18 protein-coding genes are annotated in these 21,775 nt (G+C 73.2%); 8 read left to right on the forward strand and 10 right to left on the reverse strand.

The window, feature by feature from the left end; genetic code table 11:
• Positions 1–84: 84 nt before the first annotated feature.
• The gene (locus tag ACFPCY_RS25920; RefSeq protein ID WP_378259427.1) at positions 85–1,314 is read right to left on the reverse strand and encodes a hypothetical protein; all 1,230 of its coding nucleotides are present in this window, start codon (positions 1,312–1,314) and stop codon (positions 85–87) included.
• Between the two features lie 155 nt (positions 1,315–1,469).
• On the opposite strand from ACFPCY_RS25920, the gene ACFPCY_RS25925 reads away from it, so the two are divergent.
• Positions 1,470–2,438, forward strand: a complete 969-nt coding sequence (locus tag ACFPCY_RS25925) for a class II glutamine amidotransferase (RefSeq protein WP_378259429.1) — start codon at positions 1,470–1,472, stop codon at positions 2,436–2,438.
• Between the two features lie 248 nt (positions 2,439–2,686).
• On the opposite strand, the gene serC is transcribed toward ACFPCY_RS25925, so the two are convergent.
• From serC to ACFPCY_RS25940, 3 genes are all read right to left on the reverse strand, one after another.
• On the reverse strand, positions 2,687–3,823 hold the full coding sequence (gene serC, locus ACFPCY_RS25930) for a phosphoserine transaminase (protein ID WP_378259431.1): 1,137 nt from the start codon (positions 3,821–3,823) through the stop codon (positions 2,687–2,689).
• Between the two features lie 61 nt (positions 3,824–3,884).
• On the reverse strand, positions 3,885–4,268 hold the full coding sequence (locus ACFPCY_RS25935) for a hypothetical protein (protein ID WP_378259433.1): 384 nt from the start codon (positions 4,266–4,268) through the stop codon (positions 3,885–3,887).
• 84 nt (positions 4,269–4,352) lie between these two features.
• A complete protein-coding gene (locus ACFPCY_RS25940; protein ID WP_378259435.1) occupies positions 4,353–5,465 on the reverse strand; it encodes a citrate synthase 2 in 1,113 nt (370 codons plus the stop codon).
• Positions 5,466–5,572: 107 nt separating this feature from the next.
• On the opposite strand from ACFPCY_RS25940, the gene pdxH reads away from it, so the two are divergent.
• The 4 genes from pdxH to ACFPCY_RS25960 all read left to right on the forward strand — a co-directional run bounded on the left by pdxH (position 5,573) and on the right by ACFPCY_RS25960 (position 11,219).
• Positions 5,573–6,232, forward strand: coding sequence for a pyridoxamine 5'-phosphate oxidase (gene pdxH / locus ACFPCY_RS25945; RefSeq protein WP_378259437.1), 660 nt, complete (start codon positions 5,573–5,575; stop codon positions 6,230–6,232).
• A complete protein-coding gene (locus tag ACFPCY_RS25950; protein WP_378259439.1) occupies positions 6,229–7,809 on the forward strand; it encodes an MFS transporter in 1,581 nt (526 codons plus the stop codon). Before pdxH ends, ACFPCY_RS25950 begins: the two co-directional genes overlap by 4 nt.
• A 185-nt stretch (positions 7,810–7,994) precedes the next feature.
• Complete coding sequence (locus ACFPCY_RS25955) at positions 7,995–8,693, forward strand: metal-dependent transcriptional regulator (RefSeq protein ID WP_378259441.1); 699 nt, start codon at positions 7,995–7,997, stop codon at positions 8,691–8,693.
• Positions 8,694–8,948: 255 nt separating this feature from the next.
• Complete coding sequence (locus tag ACFPCY_RS25960; protein ID WP_378259442.1) at positions 8,949–11,219, forward strand: SpoIIE family protein phosphatase; 2,271 nt, start codon at positions 8,949–8,951, stop codon at positions 11,217–11,219.
• A gap of 35 nt (positions 11,220–11,254) precedes the next feature.
• Here the strand turns inward: ACFPCY_RS25960 and ACFPCY_RS25965 are convergent, their stop codons facing one another.
• The 3 genes from ACFPCY_RS25965 to ACFPCY_RS25975 form a co-directional block, all read right to left on the reverse strand.
• A complete protein-coding gene (locus tag ACFPCY_RS25965) occupies positions 11,255–12,235 on the reverse strand; it encodes a zinc-dependent alcohol dehydrogenase family protein (RefSeq protein ID WP_378259443.1) in 981 nt (326 codons plus the stop codon).
• Positions 12,236–12,336: 101 nt separating this feature from the next.
• Positions 12,337–13,170: a class I SAM-dependent methyltransferase gene (locus ACFPCY_RS25970; RefSeq protein WP_378259444.1), complete on the reverse strand. Its 834-nt coding sequence runs from the start codon at positions 13,168–13,170 to the stop codon at positions 12,337–12,339.
• Between the two features lie 222 nt (positions 13,171–13,392).
• Positions 13,393–13,554, reverse strand: coding sequence for a hypothetical protein (locus tag ACFPCY_RS25975; RefSeq protein WP_378259445.1), 162 nt, complete (start codon positions 13,552–13,554; stop codon positions 13,393–13,395).
• 215 nt (positions 13,555–13,769) lie between these two features.
• Between ACFPCY_RS25975 and ACFPCY_RS25980 the strand changes: the two genes are divergently transcribed.
• The 3 genes from ACFPCY_RS25980 (at position 13,770) to ACFPCY_RS25990 (ending at position 17,975) form a co-directional block, all read left to right on the forward strand.
• Positions 13,770–15,791, forward strand: a complete 2,022-nt coding sequence (locus ACFPCY_RS25980) for an MDR family MFS transporter (protein ID WP_378259446.1) — start codon at positions 13,770–13,772, stop codon at positions 15,789–15,791.
• A gap of 126 nt (positions 15,792–15,917) precedes the next feature.
• Positions 15,918–17,051 (forward strand): acetyl-CoA C-acetyltransferase, encoded by a 1,134-nt coding sequence (locus ACFPCY_RS25985; protein WP_378259447.1) that lies wholly within the window; start codon positions 15,918–15,920, stop codon positions 17,049–17,051.
• A 141-nt stretch (positions 17,052–17,192) separates the two neighbouring features.
• Positions 17,193–17,975 carry an enoyl-CoA hydratase/isomerase family protein gene (locus ACFPCY_RS25990; RefSeq protein WP_378259448.1) on the forward strand — a complete coding sequence of 261 codons (783 nt, stop codon included), beginning with the start codon at positions 17,193–17,195 and terminating at the stop codon, positions 17,973–17,975.
• A gap of 65 nt (positions 17,976–18,040) precedes the next feature.
• On the opposite strand, the gene ACFPCY_RS25995 is transcribed toward ACFPCY_RS25990, so the two are convergent.
• From ACFPCY_RS25995 to ACFPCY_RS26005, 3 genes are all read right to left on the reverse strand, one after another.
• Positions 18,041–19,492 carry a polysaccharide lyase 6 family protein gene (locus ACFPCY_RS25995; RefSeq protein ID WP_378259449.1) on the reverse strand — a complete coding sequence of 484 codons (1,452 nt, stop codon included), beginning with the start codon at positions 19,490–19,492 and terminating at the stop codon, positions 18,041–18,043.
• A 93-nt stretch (positions 19,493–19,585) separates the two neighbouring features.
• Positions 19,586–20,818 carry an MFS transporter gene (locus ACFPCY_RS26000; protein ID WP_378259450.1) on the reverse strand — a complete coding sequence of 411 codons (1,233 nt, stop codon included), beginning with the start codon at positions 20,816–20,818 and terminating at the stop codon, positions 19,586–19,588.
• A 95-nt stretch (positions 20,819–20,913) separates the two neighbouring features.
• Complete coding sequence (locus ACFPCY_RS26005; protein WP_378259451.1) at positions 20,914–21,672, reverse strand: IclR family transcriptional regulator; 759 nt, start codon at positions 21,670–21,672, stop codon at positions 20,914–20,916.
• Positions 21,673–21,775 lie beyond the last annotated feature (103 nt).

The following is a 21,775-nucleotide window of genomic DNA, read 5'->3' on the forward strand; positions in this document are numbered from 1 at the left end:
TCCTCTCGCGGGAACCGCCGGGCACGTCGCCTCCTTTTCCGATCCGGTGGCCGTTCTGACGGTCAGTAGGGGGTTTGCGCCGGTTCAGTGTCGGCGCCGTACCAGTCCGTAACCGACGAGCGCGGCGATCCCCAGGGTCAGGACGAGCGCGACCCGCCTGCCGTCGGGGTGCTTCAGCCGGCCCCTGTCATGATCGTCCCTGCCCTTCGCCGGCGGCGAGGCGAGACCGCTCGGATCGGGCGGCGGGGTCGCGCCGTTGACCGCGTCCGCGCCGGTCAGCGGCACCTGGTACACCGGCTGCGCGTCGCCCTCGGAACCGACGAGCAGGGACGAGCCGTCCGGCGTGTAGGTGACCGATTCGCCCTGCTTCTGCTGCGGGAGCGGGATCGAGTGCGAGTCGCCGGGCGTGCCGTCCGGCTTCATCCGGTAGATGCGCGCGCCGAAGTACGTGCGGATGACGAAGCTGTTGCCGTCGGGCGCGAACGCGCCGTCCGTGGCGATGGGCGGGGCGTCGCCGACGCGGCGGAGCTTGTTGAACCCGCTCGCGGACAGCTTCGCCGGGGCCTCGTACAGGGCGCCGGCCAGCAGCTTGCTCGCGATGTAGAGGCGGTTCGTGCGCGGGTTGATCATCAGTGTCTCGGCGTTGCGCGGGCCGTCCTCGTACTTCAGGCGGAACGCGGTGGCCTCGATGGTCTGGCTGCGCAGCACGGGCGGCTCGGTGATCCGGTACACGGTCACGTACGGCCACGCCCCGCCCAGGTTGTCGCCGATGTCCGCGACGAAGATCGCCGGACGGCCGCGGTCGTCGCGGCCCATCGCGATGGCCTCCCAGTCGCGGTTCCGCGCGCCCCCGACGGTCAGCACGGCGCGCACGCCGCCGTCCGGGCCGATCGCGAAGATCTGCGCGGTGCCGCCGGAGTCGTTGTGCGTGTACACGACGCCGGGATGCGCGGCGCTGGCCGCCAGCCCGCTCGACTCCCTGATCCGCTCATCGTCGATCTTGAACGCGACCCGCGCCCCGCCTGTTCCCCCCGAGGCCGACGGCCCCGGACCGGACGCGGGCGCCCCGGACGCGGGCGCGCTGGAGGCGGGCGTGCCGGACGCGGGCACGCTGAAGCCCGTCAGGGCGGACGCGGGCGGGGCGGATGCGAGCGGGGCGGACGCGGGCGGCGCGGATGCGGGCGGGGCGGACGGCCCGTGACCGGACGCGGATGGACCGGAACGGGGCGAAAGGGGCACGGCGGCGGCCGGAACCGGCCAGAGGGAGGCGGACACGACGGCGAGCGCCAGCACCGACGCGGCGACCCGGCTCAACGCAGCACGGAGCCGATGACCACGGCGAGCACGAGCGCGGTCAGCACGGTCGGGAGCAGCCATCGGGGCGCGCGGTTCACGTTCCGAGCTTATTCGGCCGCGGAAGGGCCTCGAACCGGCCCCTCATGAGATACGTCTCATCCAGCATGTGCGGATTGTTCGGGCTGTTGCGCTCGCCCGCCGCGGCCCACCCGGACCGCGCGTCGGACGTCGTCGTCGCCCTGGGGACCCTCGCCGAGGAACGCGGCACCGACTCGGCCGGACTGGCCCTCCTGACGGGCCGTCCCGCCGGACGCGACGCGGCCCCGCTGGAGGGCGTCGCCGACGAGCGCGGCAGCGACCTGCGCCACGACGGATGCCGCGTGGTCAAGGGACGCGGCGCCTTCTCGGCCGTCTGGCGCCCGGACCTGCTGCCCGAGCTGGACGCCGCGCCCGCCGTCCTCGGCCACACCCGCTGGGCCACGCAGGGCACGCCGCACTCGCTCGACAACGCCAGCCCGCTCGTGGTCGGCGGCGCCGCCGCGGCGGGCCCGCTCGCGGCCCGCGCCGCCGGGATCGTCGCCACTCACAACGGCGACATCGAGGCGGGCGCGCTGCGCGCCCGGTACGGCCCGCCCCCGCCCACCGGCGGCACCGACTCCGAGCCGATCTTCCAGGTGCTCGCGGGCCGCGCGTCCGTCCCGGACGTCACCGCCGCCCTCACCGCGCTCGTCGGCCGCGCCGCCCTCGCCTGGGTGGAGCGCGCCCGTCCGGACGTCGTCCATCTCGCCCGCGCCGCCGTGAGCCCGCTCACCGTCGCGGTGGACGAGGAGCAGAACATCTACTGGGCGTCCAATCCGAAGTGGTTCCGGCTGGCCGAGCGCCACACCAGCGTCCGCTTCGCGACGATCGTCATGCTCCGCGAGGGCACCTACCTGCGGCTTGGCCCGCCGTCCCCCGGCGCGCCCCCGGAGATCCTCACCGGCGCCGGCTTCACCCCCACCGCCCGCGCCTTCGACCTGGACGACCGCGTCTGGACGGGCTTCACCCCCACCGACCGCGCCCGTGACCGCGCCGCCCTCCGCCACCGCGTGGCCCCGTTGGTCCCCACCCCTCCGGCGGAAGAACCCGCCACCGTCGCCTAACGCCCCCAACTCCCCCCACGCCCGCGCTAACCCCCGCGCCCGCGCTAACCCCCGCGCCCGCGCTAACCCCCGCGCCCGCGCCTGCCCGCGCGTACGTGCCTGCCCGGTGTCTGCATCAATCCCCGCGTCTGCGCTTGTCCGCGGGTTTGCGTCAGGTGCCGGGTCCGTATCAGCTTCCGCCTGGGGGCTGAGGAATGCGTCGTGCCCCCGGCGCCGTCTTGGCGCCGGGGGCACGACTCGGGTTCTTGCTAGAGGTTCTCGACGACGTAGTCGATGCAGTGGGTCAGGGCCTCGACGTCGGCGGGGTCGATCGCGGGGAACATGCCGATGCGGAGCTGGTTCTTGCCCAGCTTCCGGTAGGGCTCGGTGTCCACGATGCCGTTGGCGCGCAGGACCTTCGCGACGGCGGCGGCGTCCACCTCGTCGGAGAAGTCGATCGTGCCGACGACCTGGGAGCGCTGGGCCGGGTCGGCGACGAACGGCGTGGTGTAGGACGTCTTCTCGGCCCAGGTGTAGAGGCGCTGGGACGAGTCGGCGGTGCGGGCGGTGGTCCAGGCCAGGCCGCCGTTGCCGTTCATCCACTCGATCTGCTCGGCGAGGAGCAGCAGGGTGGCGACGGCGGGCGTGTTGTAGGTCTGGTCCTTGGCCGAGTTGTCCACGACCGTCTTCAGGTTGAAGAACTCCGGGACGTACCGGTCGGACGCGGCGATCTCCTCGATCCGGGCCAGCGCCGCCGGGGAGGCGAGGCCGATCCACAGGCCGCCGTCGGCCGCGAAGCACTTCTGCGGCGCGAAGTAGTAGACGTCGGTCTCGCTGACGTCCACGGGGAGGCCGCCCGCGCCGGACGTGGCGTCCACGAGCACGAGCGCCTCGTCCGCCGAGGTGCCCTCGGGGCGCGCGATCGGCATGGCGACGCCGGTGGAGGTCTCGTTGTGGGTGAGGGCGTAGACGTCCACGCCGTCCTCGGCCCGCGCCTGCGGGTGGGAGCCCGGGTCGGCGCCGATCACCGACGGGTCGTCCAGCCACGGCGCGCCCTTGGTGACCTTGGCGAACTTGCTGGAGAACTCGCCGAACGACAGGTGCTGCGACCTGTTCCGGACGAGCCCGAACGACGCGGCGTCCCAGAAGGCGGTGGTGCCGCCGTTGCTGAGCAGGACCTCGTAGCCGTCCGGGAGGGAGAACAGGTCGGCCAGCCCGGCGCGGACGCGGCCGACCAGCGACTTGACCGGCTTCTGCCGGTGGGAGGTGCCCAGGTAGGTGTCGCCGGACTCGGCGAGGGCGGCGAGCTGCTCGGGACGGACCTTGGACGGCCCGCAGCCGAAGCGGCCGTCGGCGGGCTTCAGATCGGCGGGAATGACAAGGGATGGATTCGCGCTCTCGGTCACTCCCGAAGGGTACCGACCGGCCTTTCAAGATCGCCGTCCGGTTCACATGCCGAGACGCTTCTCACCTGTGAGGGCGTCGGCGGTGGCGGCGCCAGAGGGCGAACCCGACCAGGAGCAGGACGCCGAGGATGCACAGGACCGCGTTCACCGCGGGCGGGTAGACCCAGTCGTCGCCGCGTTCCCGCGCCTCGTGCGCGGTCTCGGCCGAGTCGTACGCCAGGAAGGCCAGGAAGAGCGAGAGCAGCCAGAACGCGACCCGTCCGGCGACCGCGTTCGTGCGGCGGCGGCGTTCCTCGCGCTCGGCCTCCAGCCGCCGCATCTCCGCCGCGACCCGCCGCGCGTCGTCCGGTGCGGGGACGTCCGCGGAGGGCGCGGCGGGCGGACGCCGCTCGGCGGTCACCGAGGCGGACGGGCCGATATCGCCTTCGAGGGGTTCGTCGTCCATGGACGCAGAGGGTAGACACGAAAAGGCCCCTGGTGAACCAGGGGCCTCATGCGCCGTGTCGCCGGGGGGCGTCGCGGAGGGAGGTCAGGCCGCGTAACGCTTGAGGGCGTCGGAGGAGCCGGCCACGTCGTTGATCGAGCGCGAGCCGGGGCCGGTGTAGCGGGCCGAGGGGCGGACGAGCCGGCCGGTGCGCTTCTGCTCCAGGATGTGCGCCGCCCAGCCGGCGGTGCGGCCGCAGGTGAACATCGCGGGCATCATCGCGGTCGGGACCTCGGCGAAGTCGAGGATGACCGCGGCCCAGAACTCGACGTTGGTCTCGATCGCGCGGTCCGGACGGCGCTCGCGCAGGACGGCGAGGGCGGCGTCCTCCAGCGCCTTGGCCGCCTCGAAGCGCGGCGCGTCCAGCTCCTTGGCGGTGCGGCGGAGCACGCGGGCGCGCGGGTCCTCGGCGCGGTAGACGCGGTGGCCGAAGCCCATCAGCCGGTCGCCGGAGTCGAGGATGTCGGTGACCACGCGGCGCGCGTCGCCGATCTGCTCGACCTTCTCGATCATCGGCAGCACGCGGGCCGGGGCCCCGCCGTGCAGCGGGCCGGACATCGCGCCGATCGCGCCCGCGATGGACGCGGCGACGTCCGCGCCGGTGGAGGCGATGACGCGGGCGGTGAAGGTCGAGGCGTTCATGCCGTGCTCGGCGGCGGAAACCCAGTAGGCGTCGATGGCCTGCACGTGCCGGGGGTCCGGCTCACCGCGCCACTGGATCATGAACCGCTCGGTGATCGTCCGCGCCTCGTCCACCCGGGACTGCGGGACGACCGGGACGCCGACGCCGCGCGCGGACTGCGCGACGAACGACAGCGCGTTCGCCGACACGAGGGCGAGGTCGGCGCGGGCCTGCTCGTCGGAGATGTCGAGCAGCGGCCGCAGGCCGTAGCGGGTGGCGAGGGCCGGCAGCCCGGCCTGGGCGTCCACCCGGACGTCGCCGGAGACGACCGGCAGCGCGAGCGGCGGCGCCGGGGTGAGGCCCGGGTCGAAGGAGTCGTCGACCAGGAGGCCCCAGGCGTCGCCGAAGGAGACGCGCCCGACGAGTTCCTCGATGTCCACGCCGCGGTAACGGAGGGCGCCGCCCTCCTTGTCCGGTTCGGCGATCTCGGTCTCGAAGGCTACGACCCCCTCAAGACCGGGTTTGAAGTCGGACATGTCGTCCTGCCTTTCGTCCCCATGAGTGATAAGGCGGTGCCGTGCCATTGAACCCTGTCCGCCCTACTGGCTAGTACCCAGGCCCCTGTGAGTTGCACAATGCCCAGGTGAGAGGCTCAAGCGATGTGAATGCGCCCGATCCCGCACGGCTCCGGGAATCCTACGCACGCGGCGAACTGCCGGAGGAGGGCCTCCCCGCCGAGCCGCTGCCGCTGTTCGCCCAGTGGTTCTCCGAGGCCGCGGCGGTCGGCCTGCCGGAACCGAACGCGATGATCGTCGCGACCGCCGCGCCGGACGGCGCCCCCTCGGCCCGGACCGTCCTGCTCAAGGGCTTCGGACCGGACGGCTTCCGGTTCTTCACCAACCTCGGCTCGCGCAAGGGCCGCGAGCTGGCCGCGAACCCGCGGGCCGCGCTCGTCTTCCCCTGGCACCCGATGTACCGCCAGGTCAGGGTCGAGGGGACGGTCGAGGAACTGCCCCGCGAGGACGTCCGGGCCTACTTCGACAGCCGCCCGCACGGGTCCCGGATCGGGGCCTGGGCGAGCCGCCAGTCCGAGGTCGTCGGGGGCCGCGCGGAAATCGACGAGCGCTACGCGGCGTTGTCGGAGCGGTGGCCGGACGACGTGCCGCTCCCCGACTTCTGGGGCGGCTACCTCGTCGTCCCCGAGGCGGTGGAGTTCTGGCAGGGACGCCTCAACCGCCTCCACGACAGGATCAGGTACCGCCGTGACGGCGACGAATGGAAGGTCGAGAGACTCGCCCCGTGAGCTCCCCCGAACGACAAGACCAGAAGCAGACCGGCCCGTCCGTCTCGTCCGCCCTCCGGGAGGACGCCCCCGCGGACGCCGCCGGACCCGCCGGACCCGAAGAACCTGACGAACCCGAAGAACCTGACGAACCCGAGGAAGCCGGCGAACGCGCCGGATCCGACGACCCCGTCGAGGCCGCACAGGAGGTCGCCAGGGCCGTCGAACCGGGCCGGGCCGCCGAGCCCGGCGAAGCGGTGCGGCCCGGCGAAGCAGGGCGACCAAGCGAAGCGGTGCGACCAGGCAAAACGGCGCGGCCCGGCGAAGCGGCCACGCCCGGCGAGGGCGCGGACGGACGGCCGGAGAAGACGCCGCTCTGGCGGCGCGTCGCGATCGACACCCGCCCGCTGGCGCATCCCGCGTACCGGCGGCTCTGGCTCGGCCAGGGGGTGTCGTTCGTCGGGTTCCAGGTGACGTCGGTCGCCGTGCCCGTCCAGGTGTACGACATGACCCACTCGTCCCTCTGGGTGGGCGTGCTGGGCATCGCCAACCTCGTCCCGCTGATCGTGTTCGGCCTGTGGGGCGGCGCGGTCGCCGACCACATGGACCGGCGGCGGCTGCTGCTGGCCGCGTCCTGCGTGTCCTGGGCGGCGACGCTGGCGCTGATGCTCCAGGCGCTGCTGCACGCGGGCAGCCTGGCGCTGATCCTCGCCGCCGTGGCGATCCAGTCGGTCGGGTTCGCGGTGTCCTCGCCGACCCGCGGCGCGATCATCCCGCGGCTGCTGGACGAGCCGCTCGTCCCGGCCGCGAACACGCTGAACTTCACCGTCCAGACCGTGGGGACGCTGTGCGGGCCGCTGCTCGCCGGGCTGATCCTCACGCACTGGAGCTACCCGGCCGCCTACGCGCTGGACGCCGTCCTGTTCGCCGTCGGCCTGTACGCGGCGGTGCGGCTGCCCGCGATCCCGCCGCTCGGCGGCGGCACCGGCGTGCTCGGCCTGCGCTCGGTCGTGGACGGCCTGCGCTTCATCGTCACCCAGCCCGTCCTGCTGATGTCGTTCGTCGTGGACCTCATCGCCATGGTCGTCGCGATGCCCCGCGCGCTGTTCCCCGAGATGGCCGAGACCCGGTTCCACAGCCAGGCGGCGGTCGGCTGGCTGGTCGCCGCGATCGGCTTCGGTGCGCTGCTCGGCGGGCTGCTGTCCGGCTGGATCGGCCGGATCCACCGGCAGGGCGCGGCCCTCGTCGCGGCCGTCGCGGTCTGGGGCGTCGCGGTCGCCGTCGCCGGGCTCGCGCACTCGCTCTGGCTGGCGTTCGCGCTGCTCGCCGTGGGCGGCGCGGCCGACCTGGTGTCCTCGGTCTTCCGCCAGTCGATCCTGCAGACCTACGCCCCGGACGAGATGCGCGGACGCCTCCAGGGCGTGTTCACCGTGGTCGTCGCGGGCGGGCCGAGGCTCGGCGACCTGCGCGCCGGCGCGGTGGCGTCGGTCACCGGGGCGGGCGCGTCCTGGGTCGGCGGCGGCGTGGCCTGCGCGGTGCTCGTGGTGATCGTCGGACTGACCGTCCCGACTCTGATGACCTACGACACCCGCGACTGAGCCGGGCGGAGACGGCGGGTGACAGGTGGCGGTCCGCCCTGGTGCGGGCGGGACGGGGCGGCGCCGGGAAGATCGGCCGGACCCGCGGTGTTGTGTCATATCCGGCGCCGGCGGGATCTTCGCACGCCCCGGTCCGGAGGGGCCGCAGCAAGTAGACTCGGTGGCCACGACACTGGAGGGAGCTCGTGACCTCACACGGCCTGATCGACACCACGGAGATGTACCTCCGGACGGTGTTCGAGCTCGAAGAGGAGGGGATCGTCCCCCTCCGCGCGCGCATCGCCGAGCGCCTCTCGCAGAGTGGCCCGACGGTGAGCCAGACGGTCGCCCGCATGGAGCGGGACGGCCTGCTCAGGGTCGAGGGGGATCGGCACCTTGAACTGACCGACTCCGGCCGGAGCCTGGCGGTGTCGGTGATGCGCAAGCACCGGCTGGCCGAGTGCTTGCTGGTGAACGTCATCGGCCTGCCCTGGGAGGACGTCCACATCGAGGCGTGCCGCTGGGAGCACGTGATGAGCGAGGAGGTCGAGCGGCGGCTGGTCGCCCTGCTCGACAACCCGACCATGTGCCCGCACGGCAACCCGATCCCCGGCCTGTCGGAGCTCGGCGGTCACGCCGGGGACGACGAGGCGCCGGTGGTGCCGATGTCCGCGGCGGCGTCCGCGGCCGGGACGCAGGCGATTGTTCGGCGTATTTCCGAACAGGTGCAGAGTGACAGTGATCTCATGCTTAGACTCAAGCAGATCGGGATACAACCGGGACGAGAGGTGACTCTTCGGACGACCGACGACGGGGTGCGGGTGGTCTGTGACGACGAGACCGACGGCCCGGAGACCGACCTTCCGGTGGACATCGCCGGACACGTGTTCGTCAGCCGCCGCTGACGGGGCCGCCCATGCCCCCATGGGCGGAGCCACACCAAAGATCTCCGATTCGTCGCCACGATCCGGCGCGTCCGGGACGCCGGTTCGTCGTTCAATACCTCAAGTGGCGTCCGGCGCGGGTCGGCCAGTCCGTCCGCCCCGGGACGCGTCGCGCGGAAGGGCTGTGGTGAGCGGACGAACGGAGACCGGCGAGGCCGGCACGGGTGGGGCGCGTCCCGCCCCGGGCCGGCGCGTCGCCCCCCGGGGGAGCGGATCATGAAGCGATGGGGTGAGTCGCCCTTCGAGGCGCACCTGCCGCCCGAGACGGTCCTCGCCCAGATGGAGATGGCGGTCGTGGTGTGCGACCGGTTCTCCAACGTCATCTACGGGAACCAGTTCGCGCGGCAGCTGTTCGGCTACGGCGACGAGGACGTGATCGGGCACTCGATCCTGTCCCTCGGCATCGCCGAGGAGGACCACGAGCAGGCCACCGAGCTGGCCAAGCACGTGCTCAAGGGCGGTGTCTGGGAGGGCACGTTCTGCAACCAGCGCGCCGACGGCTCGACCGTGTACACGCGCGCGCACGCTGTCCCGCTGCGGCACCCGTCCGGCGCGGTGGACGGCATCGTGATCTTCGCCCGGGAGGCGCTCCGCTCCAACCAGCGCGAGCAGGACCGGTACGGCCTTCTGGAACGTATCGGCGAGCGCCTGTCGGCGTCGCTGGAGCTGGCCGGAACCCTCCAGCGGGTCGCCGAGACGCTCGTCCCGCAGTTCGCCGACCACTGCTTCATCGACCTGTTCAGCGGCGACCGGCTGTACCGGCGGGTGTCGGCGCACGCGAACGACTGGGAGCCGCCGCCCGGCACCTGGGCCGAGGTCGGCGAGCCCGTGTCGTACCCGCCCGGCCACTTCGCGACCCGCGCGATGAACCGCCGCGACGCCGTCCTCGTCGAGGACATGCTCCAGCACCGGTTCTCCGCGCCGACGCAGGAGTCCCAGCGGCTCGGCGACGCGATGGGCGTCACCTCGGTGATCGCCGCGCCGCTGCTGGCCAGGGGCGAGCTGCTCGGCGTGATGTCGCTGGCGCTGTCCAACCTGTCCCGCCGTCCGGACCCGCACTACGACGGCTTCGACCGCGACCTGATCGGCGCGATCGCGTCCCGGATCGCGCTCGCCGTCGACAACGCGCTGCTGTTCGAGGAGGAGCGCGAGACCGCGCTCGCCTTCCAGAAGCACCTGCTGCCCGGCGAGCGCCCGCCGCGGCCGGACGGCCTCCAGATCGCCTGGCGGTACGAGCCCGCCCGCCCGCTGGAGTCGCACGGCCACGGCATCCAGACCCAGGTCGGCGGCGACTGGTACGACGTGATCCCGCTGTCGGCCGGACGCGTCGGCCTCGTCATCGGCGACGTCGAGGGCCGCGGCGCGCGGGCCGCCGCCGTGATGGGCCAGCTCCGCGCGGCGCTGCGCGCGTTCGCGCAGGACGACAAGCCCCCCGCCGACATCCTGCGCAAGCTGGACGAGTGGGTCCGCACGATGACCCGGCCGTCCCGGATGACCTCGGGCTGGAACAACGACGACCTCGTCCGGCCGCCGCTGGTCTCGTGCACCTACTTCGTCTACGACGCGTGGTCGCGGGTGCTGGAGTTCGCGAACGCCGGGCACGACCCGCCCCTGCTGGTGGTGGACGGCGAGGTGCGCGAGCTGGAGTTCGAGAGCGAGGGCGCGATGCTCGGCGTCCGCGCCCAGGGCATCGGCGGCGAGATCCTGTTCAACGAGGAGACCACCGAGCTGAAACCGGGCTCCACGCTCGTGCTGTACACCGACGGGCTGATCGACCGGCGTCCGCGCGACGACGGCGGCTACCACACCCGCGAGCAGGCGCGCGAGGCGGTCCGCAAGGCCGTCGCGGCCGTCGCGGGCAAGGACGTGGAGGCCATCGCGGGCGCCGCCTACGACGCCATCCCCGGCGACATCGCCGACGACGTGGCGATCGTCGTGATCCGCACGTCGCCGGAGGAGCTGCCCGTCGCCGACCGCACCTTCCCGGCCGAGCCGATCATGGTCTCGGAGGCGCGGCGGATGGCCTCCGACGCGTTCGCCGCCTGGGGCATGCCCGCCGAGCAGGCCGAACTCGCCTGCCTGCTGGTGTCGGAGGTCGTCACCAACGTCGTCCTGCACGCCACCGCGACGCCCGCGCCCCGGCGCGAGCTGGTGCTCGACGGCGGCCCTCCGGTCCACTTCAACCTGGACGAGGACGACTGGGGCCTGCCCGCGCCCGGCGGGCCCGACCCGTCCGCGGTGCTGGGCGCCGAGCTGGGCCGCCGCGAACCCCCCACCAAGGAGTTCCGGGTCCGCCTCCGCAAGGGCGCGGACGCCGTGTGGGTCGAGGTCTTCGACACCGACATGCGGCTGCCCCGCATCCGCAGCGCCGGGGAGACCGACGAGGGCGGGCGCGGCCTGTACCTGGTCGACCAGCTCGCCACCCGCTGGGGCGCCCGCCCCACCCAGGACGGCAAGGCCGTCTGGTTCCAACTTCCACTGCGATAGGCGACATCCCCCCGGGCGCGCGGCGGGCGGATGCGTCAGGGGATCAGGACGGCCGCGCCGGCGAAGCGGTCGGCGCGCAGGTCGTCCAGGGCACGGCCGGCGGCGTCCAGCGGGTACGGGTGCGTGGTGACCTTCAGGCCGAGCCGGGCGGCGAGGGTGAGGAACTCCTCGCCGTCCGCGCGGGTGTTGGCCGTCACCGAGCGCACCTGGCGTTCCCGGAACAGGTGGCGCTGGTAGTCCAGGGACGGGACGTCGGTGAGGTGGATGCCCGCGATGGCGAGCGTGCCGCCGCGGTCGAGCCGTTCGAGGGCGGCCGGGACGAGCTCTCCGGCGGGGGCGAAGCAGATGGCGGCGTCCAGGAGGGCCGGACCCTCGTCGAAGGAGTCGCCGGCCCACGCCGCGCCGAGTTCCAGGGCGAGCTCGCGGGCCTGCGCGCCGCGCGTGTAGACGTGGACCTCCGCGCCCTCGGCCAGGGCGATCTGCGCGGCCAGGTGGGCGGATCCGCCGAACCCCCAGATGCCGAGGCGCCCGCCGGGCGGGACGTCCGCGCGGCGCAGGGCGCGGTAGCCGATGATGCCCGCGCAGAGCAGCGGCGCGGTGCCGACGACGTCCAGCTCGTCGGGGAGCGGGTAGGCGAACGCGTCGACGGCGATCGCGAAATCGGCGTATCCGCCGTCGGCGTCCCAGCCGGTGTAGACGGAGTTGGGGCAGAGGTTCTCCGCGCCGCGGCGGCAGAACTTGCAGGCACCGCAGGTGCCGCGCAGCCAGGCGACGCCGACGCGGTCTCCGGGGCCGCGCAGGCATCCCGGCCCGGCCGCGACCACCTCGCCGACGATCTCGTGGCCGGGCACGACGCCCTTCCGGTGGACGGGCAGGTCGCCGTCCAGGACGTGCAGGTCGGTGCGGCACACCCCGCACGCGAGCACCCGCACGAGCAGTTCGCCGGGGCCCGGCTCGGGCGCGTCCCGTTCGGTCCGCAGCAGCGTCCCCGGCTCGGGGACCGTCCACGCGCGCATGCCCCCACGCTACGCCGGACGGCCCCGGCGGCCCTCAGACGGCCTCGGAGGAGGCGGCCGGGCTCGGACGGGGCGGCCGGGCTCGGACGGGGCGGCCGGGCTCAGATGGGCTCGACGGCCAGGTGCGCCCAGGACTGGGTGAACCAGAGCTCGCCGCCGATGATGCGCGGCTTCGCACCGGTGCGCGGGCCGCCGTCCACCTCGTCCAGCAGCTCGGTGCGGATCACGTCGGCGGCGTCGGCGTCGGACGCCCCGGCCAGCCACGGTTCGAGCGGGCGCTCCACGGTGAACACGTCCAGCCGCCGGACGTTCGCGCCCGCCGACACGATCAGCTCGGTGAGCCCCGCGATGGACGGCGTGCCCGGATGGTTCGGGTCGCGGAGGCGCTCGATCCGGTCCCGGTCGGTGCCCGCGGTGTTGCCGCGCACGAGGTCGGCGATCACGACCCGGCCGTCCCGGCGGCAGACCCGCAGCAGCTCGCGCAGGACCAGCTCCGGACGGCCCAGGTGGAACAGCGCGAACCGCGTCGTGACCAGGGAGAAGGACCGGTTCCGGTACGGCAGCGCGGACGCGTCGGCGCGCACCGCGCCCGCCGGGAGGCGGCGCGCCTCGAACGGCGCCCCGGAGGACGGCGGGACGGCGTCCGGCGGCTCGTCCCCGAGGACGGCGATGCGGACCGGGCCGGTCGCGAAGGTCGTCGTGGCCGTCCGCGGGTTCCGGGCGCCGAGCGGGCTCGGGGAGCGCGGCGGGGACGCGGCGTCCACGGCGGTCACCCGGCGCACCAGGCCGGTGAGCGCGGCGGGCAGCGGTCCCGGGCCGCGCGCGACGTCCAGGCAGACGTCGTCGGCGCGGGGTTCGGCGAAGTCGAGCAGCCGCCGCAGGTGGGGGGCGACGGCGCGGCCGGGCTCCTGGAGTGTGGTCGCCGGGTGCGGCACGTCTGGACTCTCCCTCGGCTCGGGGGCGGCGATGCGGCGGGGTCCCACCCGCCCGCCGCCGGACGGGGACGTCCGGCGGGCGCCGAGCGGGGAGGGGTGAAGCCGGTTTCGTCAGTTATGACTCCGTGACCCGGGGATAGGTTCGACTCCGATGGAGAACGTCTGGATCCGGTTCCCGGAGAACCTGGCCGGAGGAGGCCACGCCGGGCCCGTCCGCGGCGGTCAGCCGCCGAACTGGCGACCGAACAGGGCCAGCACGACCAGCACGAACACGGTGATGACGGCGGTCCGCGTGGGAGCGTTCACCCGCAGCCTCACCGCCACCCAGCGCACGCAGAACGCGGCGAGCAGCCCCATGACGAGCAGGGTCAGGAGTGCTTGCATGGACGGCCACCTTCGTTCCGGGGGACTGGCCTTCGCCTCCGACCATAACCCGCAGAGGCGTCCTCGCGGCGCGGGAGAGGGCCCTCGGCGCGGCCGAGGTCGCCCGTGACCTGGTCTCCCGGCCAAACACGTGATCTTTGCGGGGCTCTGGGTAGGTCCCCTGCGAGACGTGCGGACGGTTCGGGGGGACCGGACGGGCCTTTGGGGGGCGTGGGATGTCCACAACAGCGGTTGAATCCGGCACGCCGCAGATGCCGAAGGGGCGGGACCTGGCGGTCGTCCTCGGCGCGCTGATGCTCTCGATGCTGCTGGCGGCGCTCGACCAGACGATCGTGTCGACGGCGCTGCCGACGATCGTCGGCGATCTCGGCGGGCTGAACCACCTGTCCTGGGTGGTGACGGCGTACCTGCTGTCGTCCACGGCGTGCACGCCGCTGTGGGGCAAGCTCGGCGACCAGTACGGGCGCAAGCGGCTGTTCCAGGCGTCCATCGTGATCTTCCTGGTCGGCTCGGCGCTGTGCGGCCTGTCGGCGAGCATGGGCCAGCTGATCGCGTTCCGCGCGCTCCAGGGCGTGGGCGGCGGCGGCCTGATGGTGCTCGCCATCGCGATCGTCGGGGACGTGGTGCCGCCCCGCGAGCGCGGCCGGTACCAGGGCCTGTTCGGCGCGGTGTTCGGGGTGTCCAGCGTGTGCGGGCCGCTGCTCGGCGGCTGGTTCGTGGACAACCTCTCCTGGCACTGGGTCTTCTACATCAACCTGCCGGTCGGGCTGCTCGCGCTGGCCGCGATCGCGTTCGCGCTGCACGCGCGGTCCGAGCGGCACCGGCACCGGATCGACTACCTCGGCACGCTCCTGATCATCGGCTGGTCGGTGGCGCTGGTGCTGATGACGACCTGGGGCGGCACCGAGTACCACTGGGTGTCGCCGCAGATCATCGGGCTCGGCGTGCTGGCCGTGGTGCTGATCGTCGCGTGGGTCTGGGCGGAGCACCGGGCGGCCGAGCCGATCATCCCGCTGCGGCTGTTCCGCGACTCGACCTTCGACCTGTCCTCGGCGATCGGGTTCGTGATCGGCTTCGCGATGTTCGGCGCGATGGTCTACATCCCGCTGTTCCTCCAGGTCGTGCACGGGGTGTCGCCGACGATGTCGGGCGTCCACCTGCTCCCGATGATGCTCGGGCTGCTGGTCGCCTCGATCGGGTCCGGGCAGCTGATCAGCCGGACCGGCCGGTACCGGATCTACCCGGTCGTCGGCACGCCGCTCGTCGCGATCGCGCTGTGGCTGCTGTCCCGGATGGGGGTCGGGTCGTCCACGTGGACGATGAGCCTGCGGTTCGCGCTGCTCGGGTTCGGGCTCGGCCTGGTCATGCAGGTGCTGGTCATCGCGGTGCAGAACCGGGTGGACTACGCCGACCTCGGCGCGGCCACGTCCGGCGTGACGTTCTTCCGGCAGATCGGCGGGTCGTTCGGCGTCGCGGCGTTCGGCACGGTGTTCGCGAACCGGCTCTCCGACAACATCACCGACCTGGCGAAGAAGGGCGAGCTGCGCGGCGGGTTCAACCCCGCGGCCGTCCAGGGCGACCCGAAGCTGATGGACAAGCTGCCGCCGAACGTCCGCACGGACCTGCTGCACGCCTACTCGGACGCGATCTCCACGGTGTTCCTGTGGGCGGTGCCGGTCGCGATCGTCGCGTGCGTGCTGACCTGGTTCATGAAGGAGACGCCGCTGCGGTCGGCGGCGGCGACCGGGGCCGTCCAGGCGCCCGGGGACGGCTCGTCGCGGCACGCGGCCGAGCGCGCGCTCAGCGAGCTCATCCGGAACGACCCGTCCGCGCTGGACCTGTACGCGCGGCTCGCGCAGGCGGCCGGGGTCTCGATGCCGCCCGAGCAGATGTGGGCGCTGTGCCGGATCGTCCGGGACGGCTCGGTCTCGGGCCCGGAGCTGGCCGAACGCGCCGGGGTGTCGGTCGAGGAGGGCCGTCCGCACGTCCGCCGCCTGGTGGACGAGGGCCTGGTCACCTCGGACGACGGGGTGCTCGCGCCCACCCTGCGCGGCACGGAGGTCGCCGAGCGGCTGATCCGGGCGCGGCGCGCGGCTCTGGCGCGACAGATCTCCGACTGGTCCCCGGACGAGAACCCGGAGCTGGCCGACGTCCTGACCCGGCTCAGCCGGGCCACGCTGGGCGACGACGCCGAGGGACGCGCCGTGCACTCCGGCGGCCGGCACCGCGCCCACTAGCCTGGACGGGGCTACCGAGACCCAGGTCACACGGGATTGCGCCGGTGGCGTTGTAATCTCATACTGACTGACCGAATCTCACTCGGTTTCGGGACGGAACCCCAACCCCTGGCTTTTGGAGGCGCAGTGGCCGAGGCGTACATCGTCGGCGCGGTCCGTACCCCCGTCGGTACCAAGAAGGGCGCACTGAAGGACGTCCACCCCGCCGACCTCGGCGCGCACGTGCTGAAGGAGCTGGTCAACCGGACCGGCGTCGACCCGTCCGCGGTCGAGGACAACATCATGGGCTGCGTCATGCAGGTCGGCGGCCAGGCCCTCGACATCGCGCGCACCGCGTGGCTGTCGGCCGGGCTGCCGGAGAACGTGCCCGGCGTGACCATCGACCGGCAGTGCGGCTCGTCCCAGCAGGCGATCCACTTCGCCGCGCAGGGCGTGCTGTCCGGCACCCAGGACCTGGTCGTCGCGTCCGGCGTCGAGCACATGGCGAAGGTGCCGATGGGCGCGTCCATCGTGCAGGGCCTCGACTTCCCGTACGGCGAGGGCTGGGCCGAGCGCTACGGCATGCAGGAGATCTCCCAGTTCCGCGGCGCCGAGCTGATGGCCGAGAAGTGGGGCTACAGCCGCGAGGACCTGGAGCGGTTCGCGCTGGAGTCGCACCGGCGCGCCGCCAAGGCCATCGAGGCCGGCCACTTCGACCGCGAGATCGCCCCGCTCGCCGGGGTGACCAAGGACGAGGGCGCCCGCCCCGACACCACGATGGAGAAGATGGCCACGCTGAAGACGCTCCGCGAGGGCGGCGTCATCACCGCGGCCGTGTCGTCGCAGATCTCGATCGGCGCGTCCGCGCTGCTGATCGCGTCCGAGGAGGCCGTCCGGCGGCACAACCTCACCCCGCGCGCCCGCATCCACACGCTCGCCGTCACCGGCTCGGACCCGGTCTACATGCTGACCGGCCCGATCCCGGCGACCGAGAAGGCGCTGGCCAAGAGCGGCCTGTCCATCGACGACATCGACGTGTTCGAGGTCAACGAGGCGTTCGCGCCGGTGCCGATGGCGTGGGCGCAGGAGACCGGGGCGTCCCTGGAGAAGACCAACCCGAACGGCGGCGCGATCGCCCTCGGCCACCCGCTGGGCGCGACCGGCGGCATCCTGATGACCAAGCTGCTGCACGAGCTGGAGCGCACCGGCGCCCGCTACGGCCTCCAGACGATGTGCGAGGGCGGCGGCCAGGCCAACGCCACCATCATCGAGCGCCTCTGAGGCTCCGCCTGTTGAGCGCCCTTGAGGCTGCGCCTTCGGGCGCCGCTGAGGCTGCGCCTTTGAGCGCCTCCGGCCGCTGACGTCTGGCATCGTTCGGGCGGGACCACGTTGTTGGTCCCGCCCGTTCTTCTTGGAGGACCCTTGTACTCGACGATCCTGTACTCCGTGTCCGAGCGGGTCGCGCGCATCACGCTGAACCGTCCGGACGCCCGGAACTCGCTGAACGACGTGATGGTGGACGAGCTGCTCGACGCCTTCGACCGCGCGCGCGGCGACGACGAGGTGCGGGTGATCGTCCTGACCGGGGCGGGAGACCGGGCGTTCTGCGCCGGGGCCGACCTGGGCGGGCTCGCGGCGTCCGGGGTGGCGGCCACGCCCGAGGAGCTGCGGGCCAGCGCGCCGTTCCGGCTGTTCACCGCGTTCCCGACGATCGGCAAGCCGGTGCTCGCCCGGCTCGGCGGGCACGCCGTCGCGGGCGGCCTCGGCCTCGCCGCCGCCTGCGACCTGGTCATCGCGGCCGACGACGTGAAGCTCGCGACGCCCGAGGTCAACGTGGGCCTCTGGCCCATGATGATCATGGCGATCATCAACCGGAACGTCGCGCCGAAGCACGCGTTCAAGCTCTACTACACCGGCGAGAAGATCAGCGCCGCCGAGGGGCGCGAGATCGGCCTGGTCACCGAGGTCGTCCCGCGCGCCGAGCTGGACGCCCGGGTGGACGAGCTGGCCCGCACGATCGCGGCCAAGTCGCCGATCGGGCTGCGGCGCGGGCGGGACGCCTTCTTCGCCGTCGAGGGCCGTCCGCTGGAGGACGCCGTCGAGTACCTGCTCGGCGAGCTGGTCGAACTCGCCGCCACCGAGGACGCCAAGGAGGGCATCACCGCCTTCCTCGAACGGCGGACCCCCGACTTCAAGGGCCGCTGACCGTCCGAGGAGGCGCCGCGGTCACCGCTCAGCGGTCAGGGTTGTCAAGGCTCAGCGGTCAGGGCTCAGCGGGCGGACGGGCCGACGTCGGCGGTGGTCAGCGGCGTGCGGGTGACGCGGGCGGTGGACAGCTCGTCCGCGCCGATGTCCGCGCGCCCGGCGGCGGGCTGGCCGTCGATGTCGGCGCCGACGCCGTTGCCGGTGCCGGGGAACGGGTTCTTCGCGGCGTTCACGGCGGGGCTGCCCTTGACGATGTGCTGGAAGCCGCCGGACGCCTTCAGCTTGGGGTCGGCGAACCGGTAGCCGGACGCCGGGACGCCCGGCGCTCCGGCGGACGGCGCGAAGAACAGGTTCCCCGCGAAGGCCGAATTCAGCACGCTCAGGCTCACCGCCGGGGCCTTCGCCGTCCGGACGACGTTGTCGGCGAAGGTCAGGTCGTGCGCCTTGCCTCCGCCCGAATGGTCGCTCTTCACCTGGCCGAGGACGGTGTTGTGCGTGAACCGCACATGGTCGGCGGGCCAGTAGGCGTTCGGGTCGGACGTCCCGCCGCCCACGGTCACGCCACCCTCCACGTAGTTCGTGTGGATGTCGTGGCCGCGTCCGTAGAACCGGATGCCGGACGTACCGAACAGGTGGTTGCCGTACACCTGCGAGTCGTTGCTAAAGCGCAGGACGATCCAGCCCTTGCTGTTCCGGAACGTGTTGTAGCGGATGACGTTGTTCGACGACTTGACCGAGATGCCCTCGACGTCGCCGTTCGCGCGGTCGAGCAGGTTGCCCTCGACCAGCGCGTGCGCAGGGACCGCGCCCTTGTCGCCGTAGCCGAGCCGGACGCACTCGCCGCCGTTGGACCCGCCGTACCCGTGGTCGCTGAAGAGGTTGGCGTTGACGTGCGTCCGCTGCGCCATCGTCTTGCCGGGCCCGTTGATCTGGAGGTACACGCCCTGGGACCGCTTGTGCGCGAACGTGTTGTGGTCCACCTGGACGTCGTCGGCCTCGACGCTCACCCAGTTGTTCTTCCCCGAGGGCTCGGCGAGCCGGAAGGTGTTGCGGGTCAGCCGGACGCCGGGCGAGTCGGCGGGCACGGCCGGAGCCTGCCGGGTGTGGAAGACGAACCCGGAGAGGGTCACGTAGGGCGAACGCGACAGCGTGATCCCACCCTTTCCGGACAGGACGACCTTGCCGGTGTGCTGCGCGCCGACCGTGATCCGCGCCCGTTTCGTCCCGGCCCGTCCGGTGATCGCGACCGGCTCGTCCAGCGTGTACGACCCGTCCCGGAGCAGGACGGTGTCGCCCGGCCGGGCCGCGTTGACCTTCTTCTGGAGATCGGCCGGGGAGGACGCCAGCACCGTGCGCCCGGCCACCGCGGAGACCGCCGTGCCCTGCCCGCCCGGCCCGCCGCCGGAGCCGCCACCCGGCCCGCCGCCGGTCGCGGCCACCGCGACGGCCGCCGTGGCCCCGCAGGCGAGCACGCCCGCGCCGGCCGTGAGTACCGTGATCCGTGCCGTCCGCCGCATCGCCGTGTGACCTCCGTGATCGTCTGGGCTGGCGGCAGCATAGGGGCGAAACGGTGCCTGTGGGGATGAAAGCCCCGACTCCGAGCCGAGTGTTCAACTCCCGGCCGGCGGCACGGCCGGGACGGCGACCGCCTCCGTGACGACGGCCTCCTCCGGGACGTCCGGCGACGCGTCCGGGAGCAGGCGCCTGACCACGAGGAACTGGAGCGCGGCGAGGACGAGGCAGACGGCGGCCGTGCTCGACCAGAGCGCGGCGACGCCCGCGCGTTCGAGCAGCTGCGTCGCGCCGACCGGGGCGGCGATGGCGGCGAAACCCCAGCTCAGCCCGAACACCGACAGGTAGTGTCCGCGCGCCTCCGCCGGGGCGAGATCGGCGACGGCCGCGTACACGCGGCCGAAGATGAACAGGTCGCCGACGCTCCACACGACCGTCGCGAACCCGAGCGGGACGAGGCCGGACGCGAACGCGTACCCGCCGAACCCGGCGGCGAGCAGGACGCAGCCGCTCGCGACCATGACGGGCGTGGACATCGCGGCCAGCCGTCCGAGGCGCATCAGCGGCTGGCCCGCGATCGTCGTCACGGCCGCGACGGCGAACAGGATCCCGGCGTCGGCGGGGTTCAGCCCGCTCTGCCGCATCGACAGGGGCAGCGCGACCATCACCTGCGTGTAGACGAGCGCGTAGAACGTCCCGCAGGCGAGCAGCGCCAGTAGGGCCGGATCGCGCCAGGGCGAGGCGCCGGCGCGGCGCGTCCCGGTGCGCAGCGGCGCGTCGAACGGCAGCACGCACCGCACCACCACCGCGCAGACCAGGCAGGACGCGGCGTCGAGCACGAACAGCCAGCGCAGGTCCCAGCGTCCGACGGCGGCGGCGAGCAGCCCGGCGCCGGTGCCGCCGGCGGCGAGGGCCGCGTTGAGCAGGTTGTAGGCGCGGGCCCGGTCCGCCGCGCCGACCGCGTCGGCGATCATGGCCTGGCTCGCCGGCTCGTAGATCTCGTAGACCAGCCCGAGCAGGACCGCGAACGCGAGCACCTGCCAGACCGTCCCGGCGGCGGCGATCGCGAGCTGCGCGACCGCGCATCCGGCCAGGCCGAGCAGGATCGACCGGCGGCGGCCGATCCGGTCGGCGAGCCGCCCGCCGATCAGCCGGGACGGTACCGTCGCCACCCCGAACGCCGCGATGATCAGCCCGGCCGTCGCGGGGCTCGCGCCGAACCGGGTCACGGTGAGCGCCGCGAGGAACGGCACCGAGAACGCCCCCAGCCGGTTGACGGCCCGCGCGGCGACGAGCAGCCAGACGCTCCGGGGCAGGCGACTCCGCGTCACGACGACCTCCGTAACTGTCATGAGCAATAATGACAGTTACGACCGTAGGGTCGGGACCGTAACTAGTCAATCCCGTTTCGACAGTTACATGAAGGTCAGAGGGTGAGGCTCAGCGTGCGCTGGATCCGCGCGGCCGTCGCCTGCATCCGGTGCACCCGCGCCTCCACCTTCGGCAGCTTCGTGGACCGGCACGAGATCGCGAGCGCGCCGACCACGGTGCCCTTCGCGTCGCTGACCGGGACGGCCGCGCACCCCGTGCCGAGCGCGTACTCCTCATGGTCGAGGGACAGCTCCGCCTGCGCGTTCAGCACGTGCATCAGGCGGCGCGGCTCGGTGATCGTGTGCGGCGTCAGGTCCACCAGCGGGTGCCGGGCCAGGTAGTCGCGGCGGCGGGCGTCGTCGAGCTGGCCGAGCATGCACTTGCCGATCGCGGTCGCGTGCGCGGCCTCGTCGAAGCCGACCCACAGGTCCACCCGCGGCGCGCGCGGGCCGTCGGCGATGTCCACGATGCGGATCTCGTCGTCCACGTGCATGCCGAAGTAGGACGCGACGCCCAGCTCGTCGCGGAGCGCGACCAGCGCCGGGCGGATCCGCGTCAGCAGCTGCTGCGCGCGCGCCTGGCCCTGGAGCGAGTGGACGCGGTCGCCCAGCACCCACGCGCCGTCGGTGAGCCGCAGCGCGTAGCCCTCGTGGGCGAGGGTGCGGAGCAGGTGATACGTGGTGGCGAGCGGCAGTCCCGCCTCGCGGGACAGCTGCTTGGCGGGCGCGCCGTTGGGATGCGAGGCCACGGCCTCCATCAGCCGCAACGCGCGCTGCACCGAGGAGATGAGAGTAGGTTTCCGTGTCTCATCCATCACGCACAGCGAACCCCTCCGGCCGGGCAGAGGCCAAGGACATGGGCGGTACGCGACCATTGGATCACCTTCCGTCCGGCCCGGAGGGCGTTTTCGCCAAGTC

The sequence above is a fragment of the Actinomadura gamaensis genome (assembly GCF_042652125.1).
GTDB lineage: Bacteria > Actinomycetota > Actinomycetes > Streptosporangiales > Streptosporangiaceae > Spirillospora > Spirillospora gamaensis.

What these genes read in the sequence shown, in the direction of transcription:
- ACFPCY_RS25935 (WP_378259433.1), bottom strand. Translation starts at nt 4,268, where the DNA reads ATGGACGACGAACCCCTCGAAGGCGATATCGGCCCGTCCGCCTCGGTG.
- ACFPCY_RS25940 (WP_378259435.1), bottom strand. Translation starts at nt 5,465, where the DNA reads ATGTCCGACTTCAAACCCGGTCTTGAGGGGGTCGTAGCCTTCGAGACC.
- ACFPCY_RS25960 (WP_378259442.1), top strand. Translation starts at nt 8,949, where the DNA reads ATGAAGCGATGGGGTGAGTCGCCCTTCGAGGCGCACCTGCCGCCCGAG.
- ACFPCY_RS25965 (WP_378259443.1), bottom strand. Translation starts at nt 12,235, where the DNA reads ATGCGCGCGTGGACGGTCCCCGAGCCGGGGACGCTGCTGCGGACCGAA.
- ACFPCY_RS25975 (WP_378259445.1), bottom strand. Translation starts at nt 13,554, where the DNA reads ATGCAAGCACTCCTGACCCTGCTCGTCATGGGGCTGCTCGCCGCGTTC.
- ACFPCY_RS25980 (WP_378259446.1), top strand. Translation starts at nt 13,770, where the DNA reads ATGTCCACAACAGCGGTTGAATCCGGCACGCCGCAGATGCCGAAGGGG.
- ACFPCY_RS25995 (WP_378259449.1), bottom strand. Translation starts at nt 19,492, where the DNA reads ATGCGGCGGACGGCACGGATCACGGTACTCACGGCCGGCGCGGGCGTG.
- ACFPCY_RS26005 (WP_378259451.1), bottom strand. Translation starts at nt 21,672, where the DNA reads ATGGATGAGACACGGAAACCTACTCTCATCTCCTCGGTGCAGCGCGCG.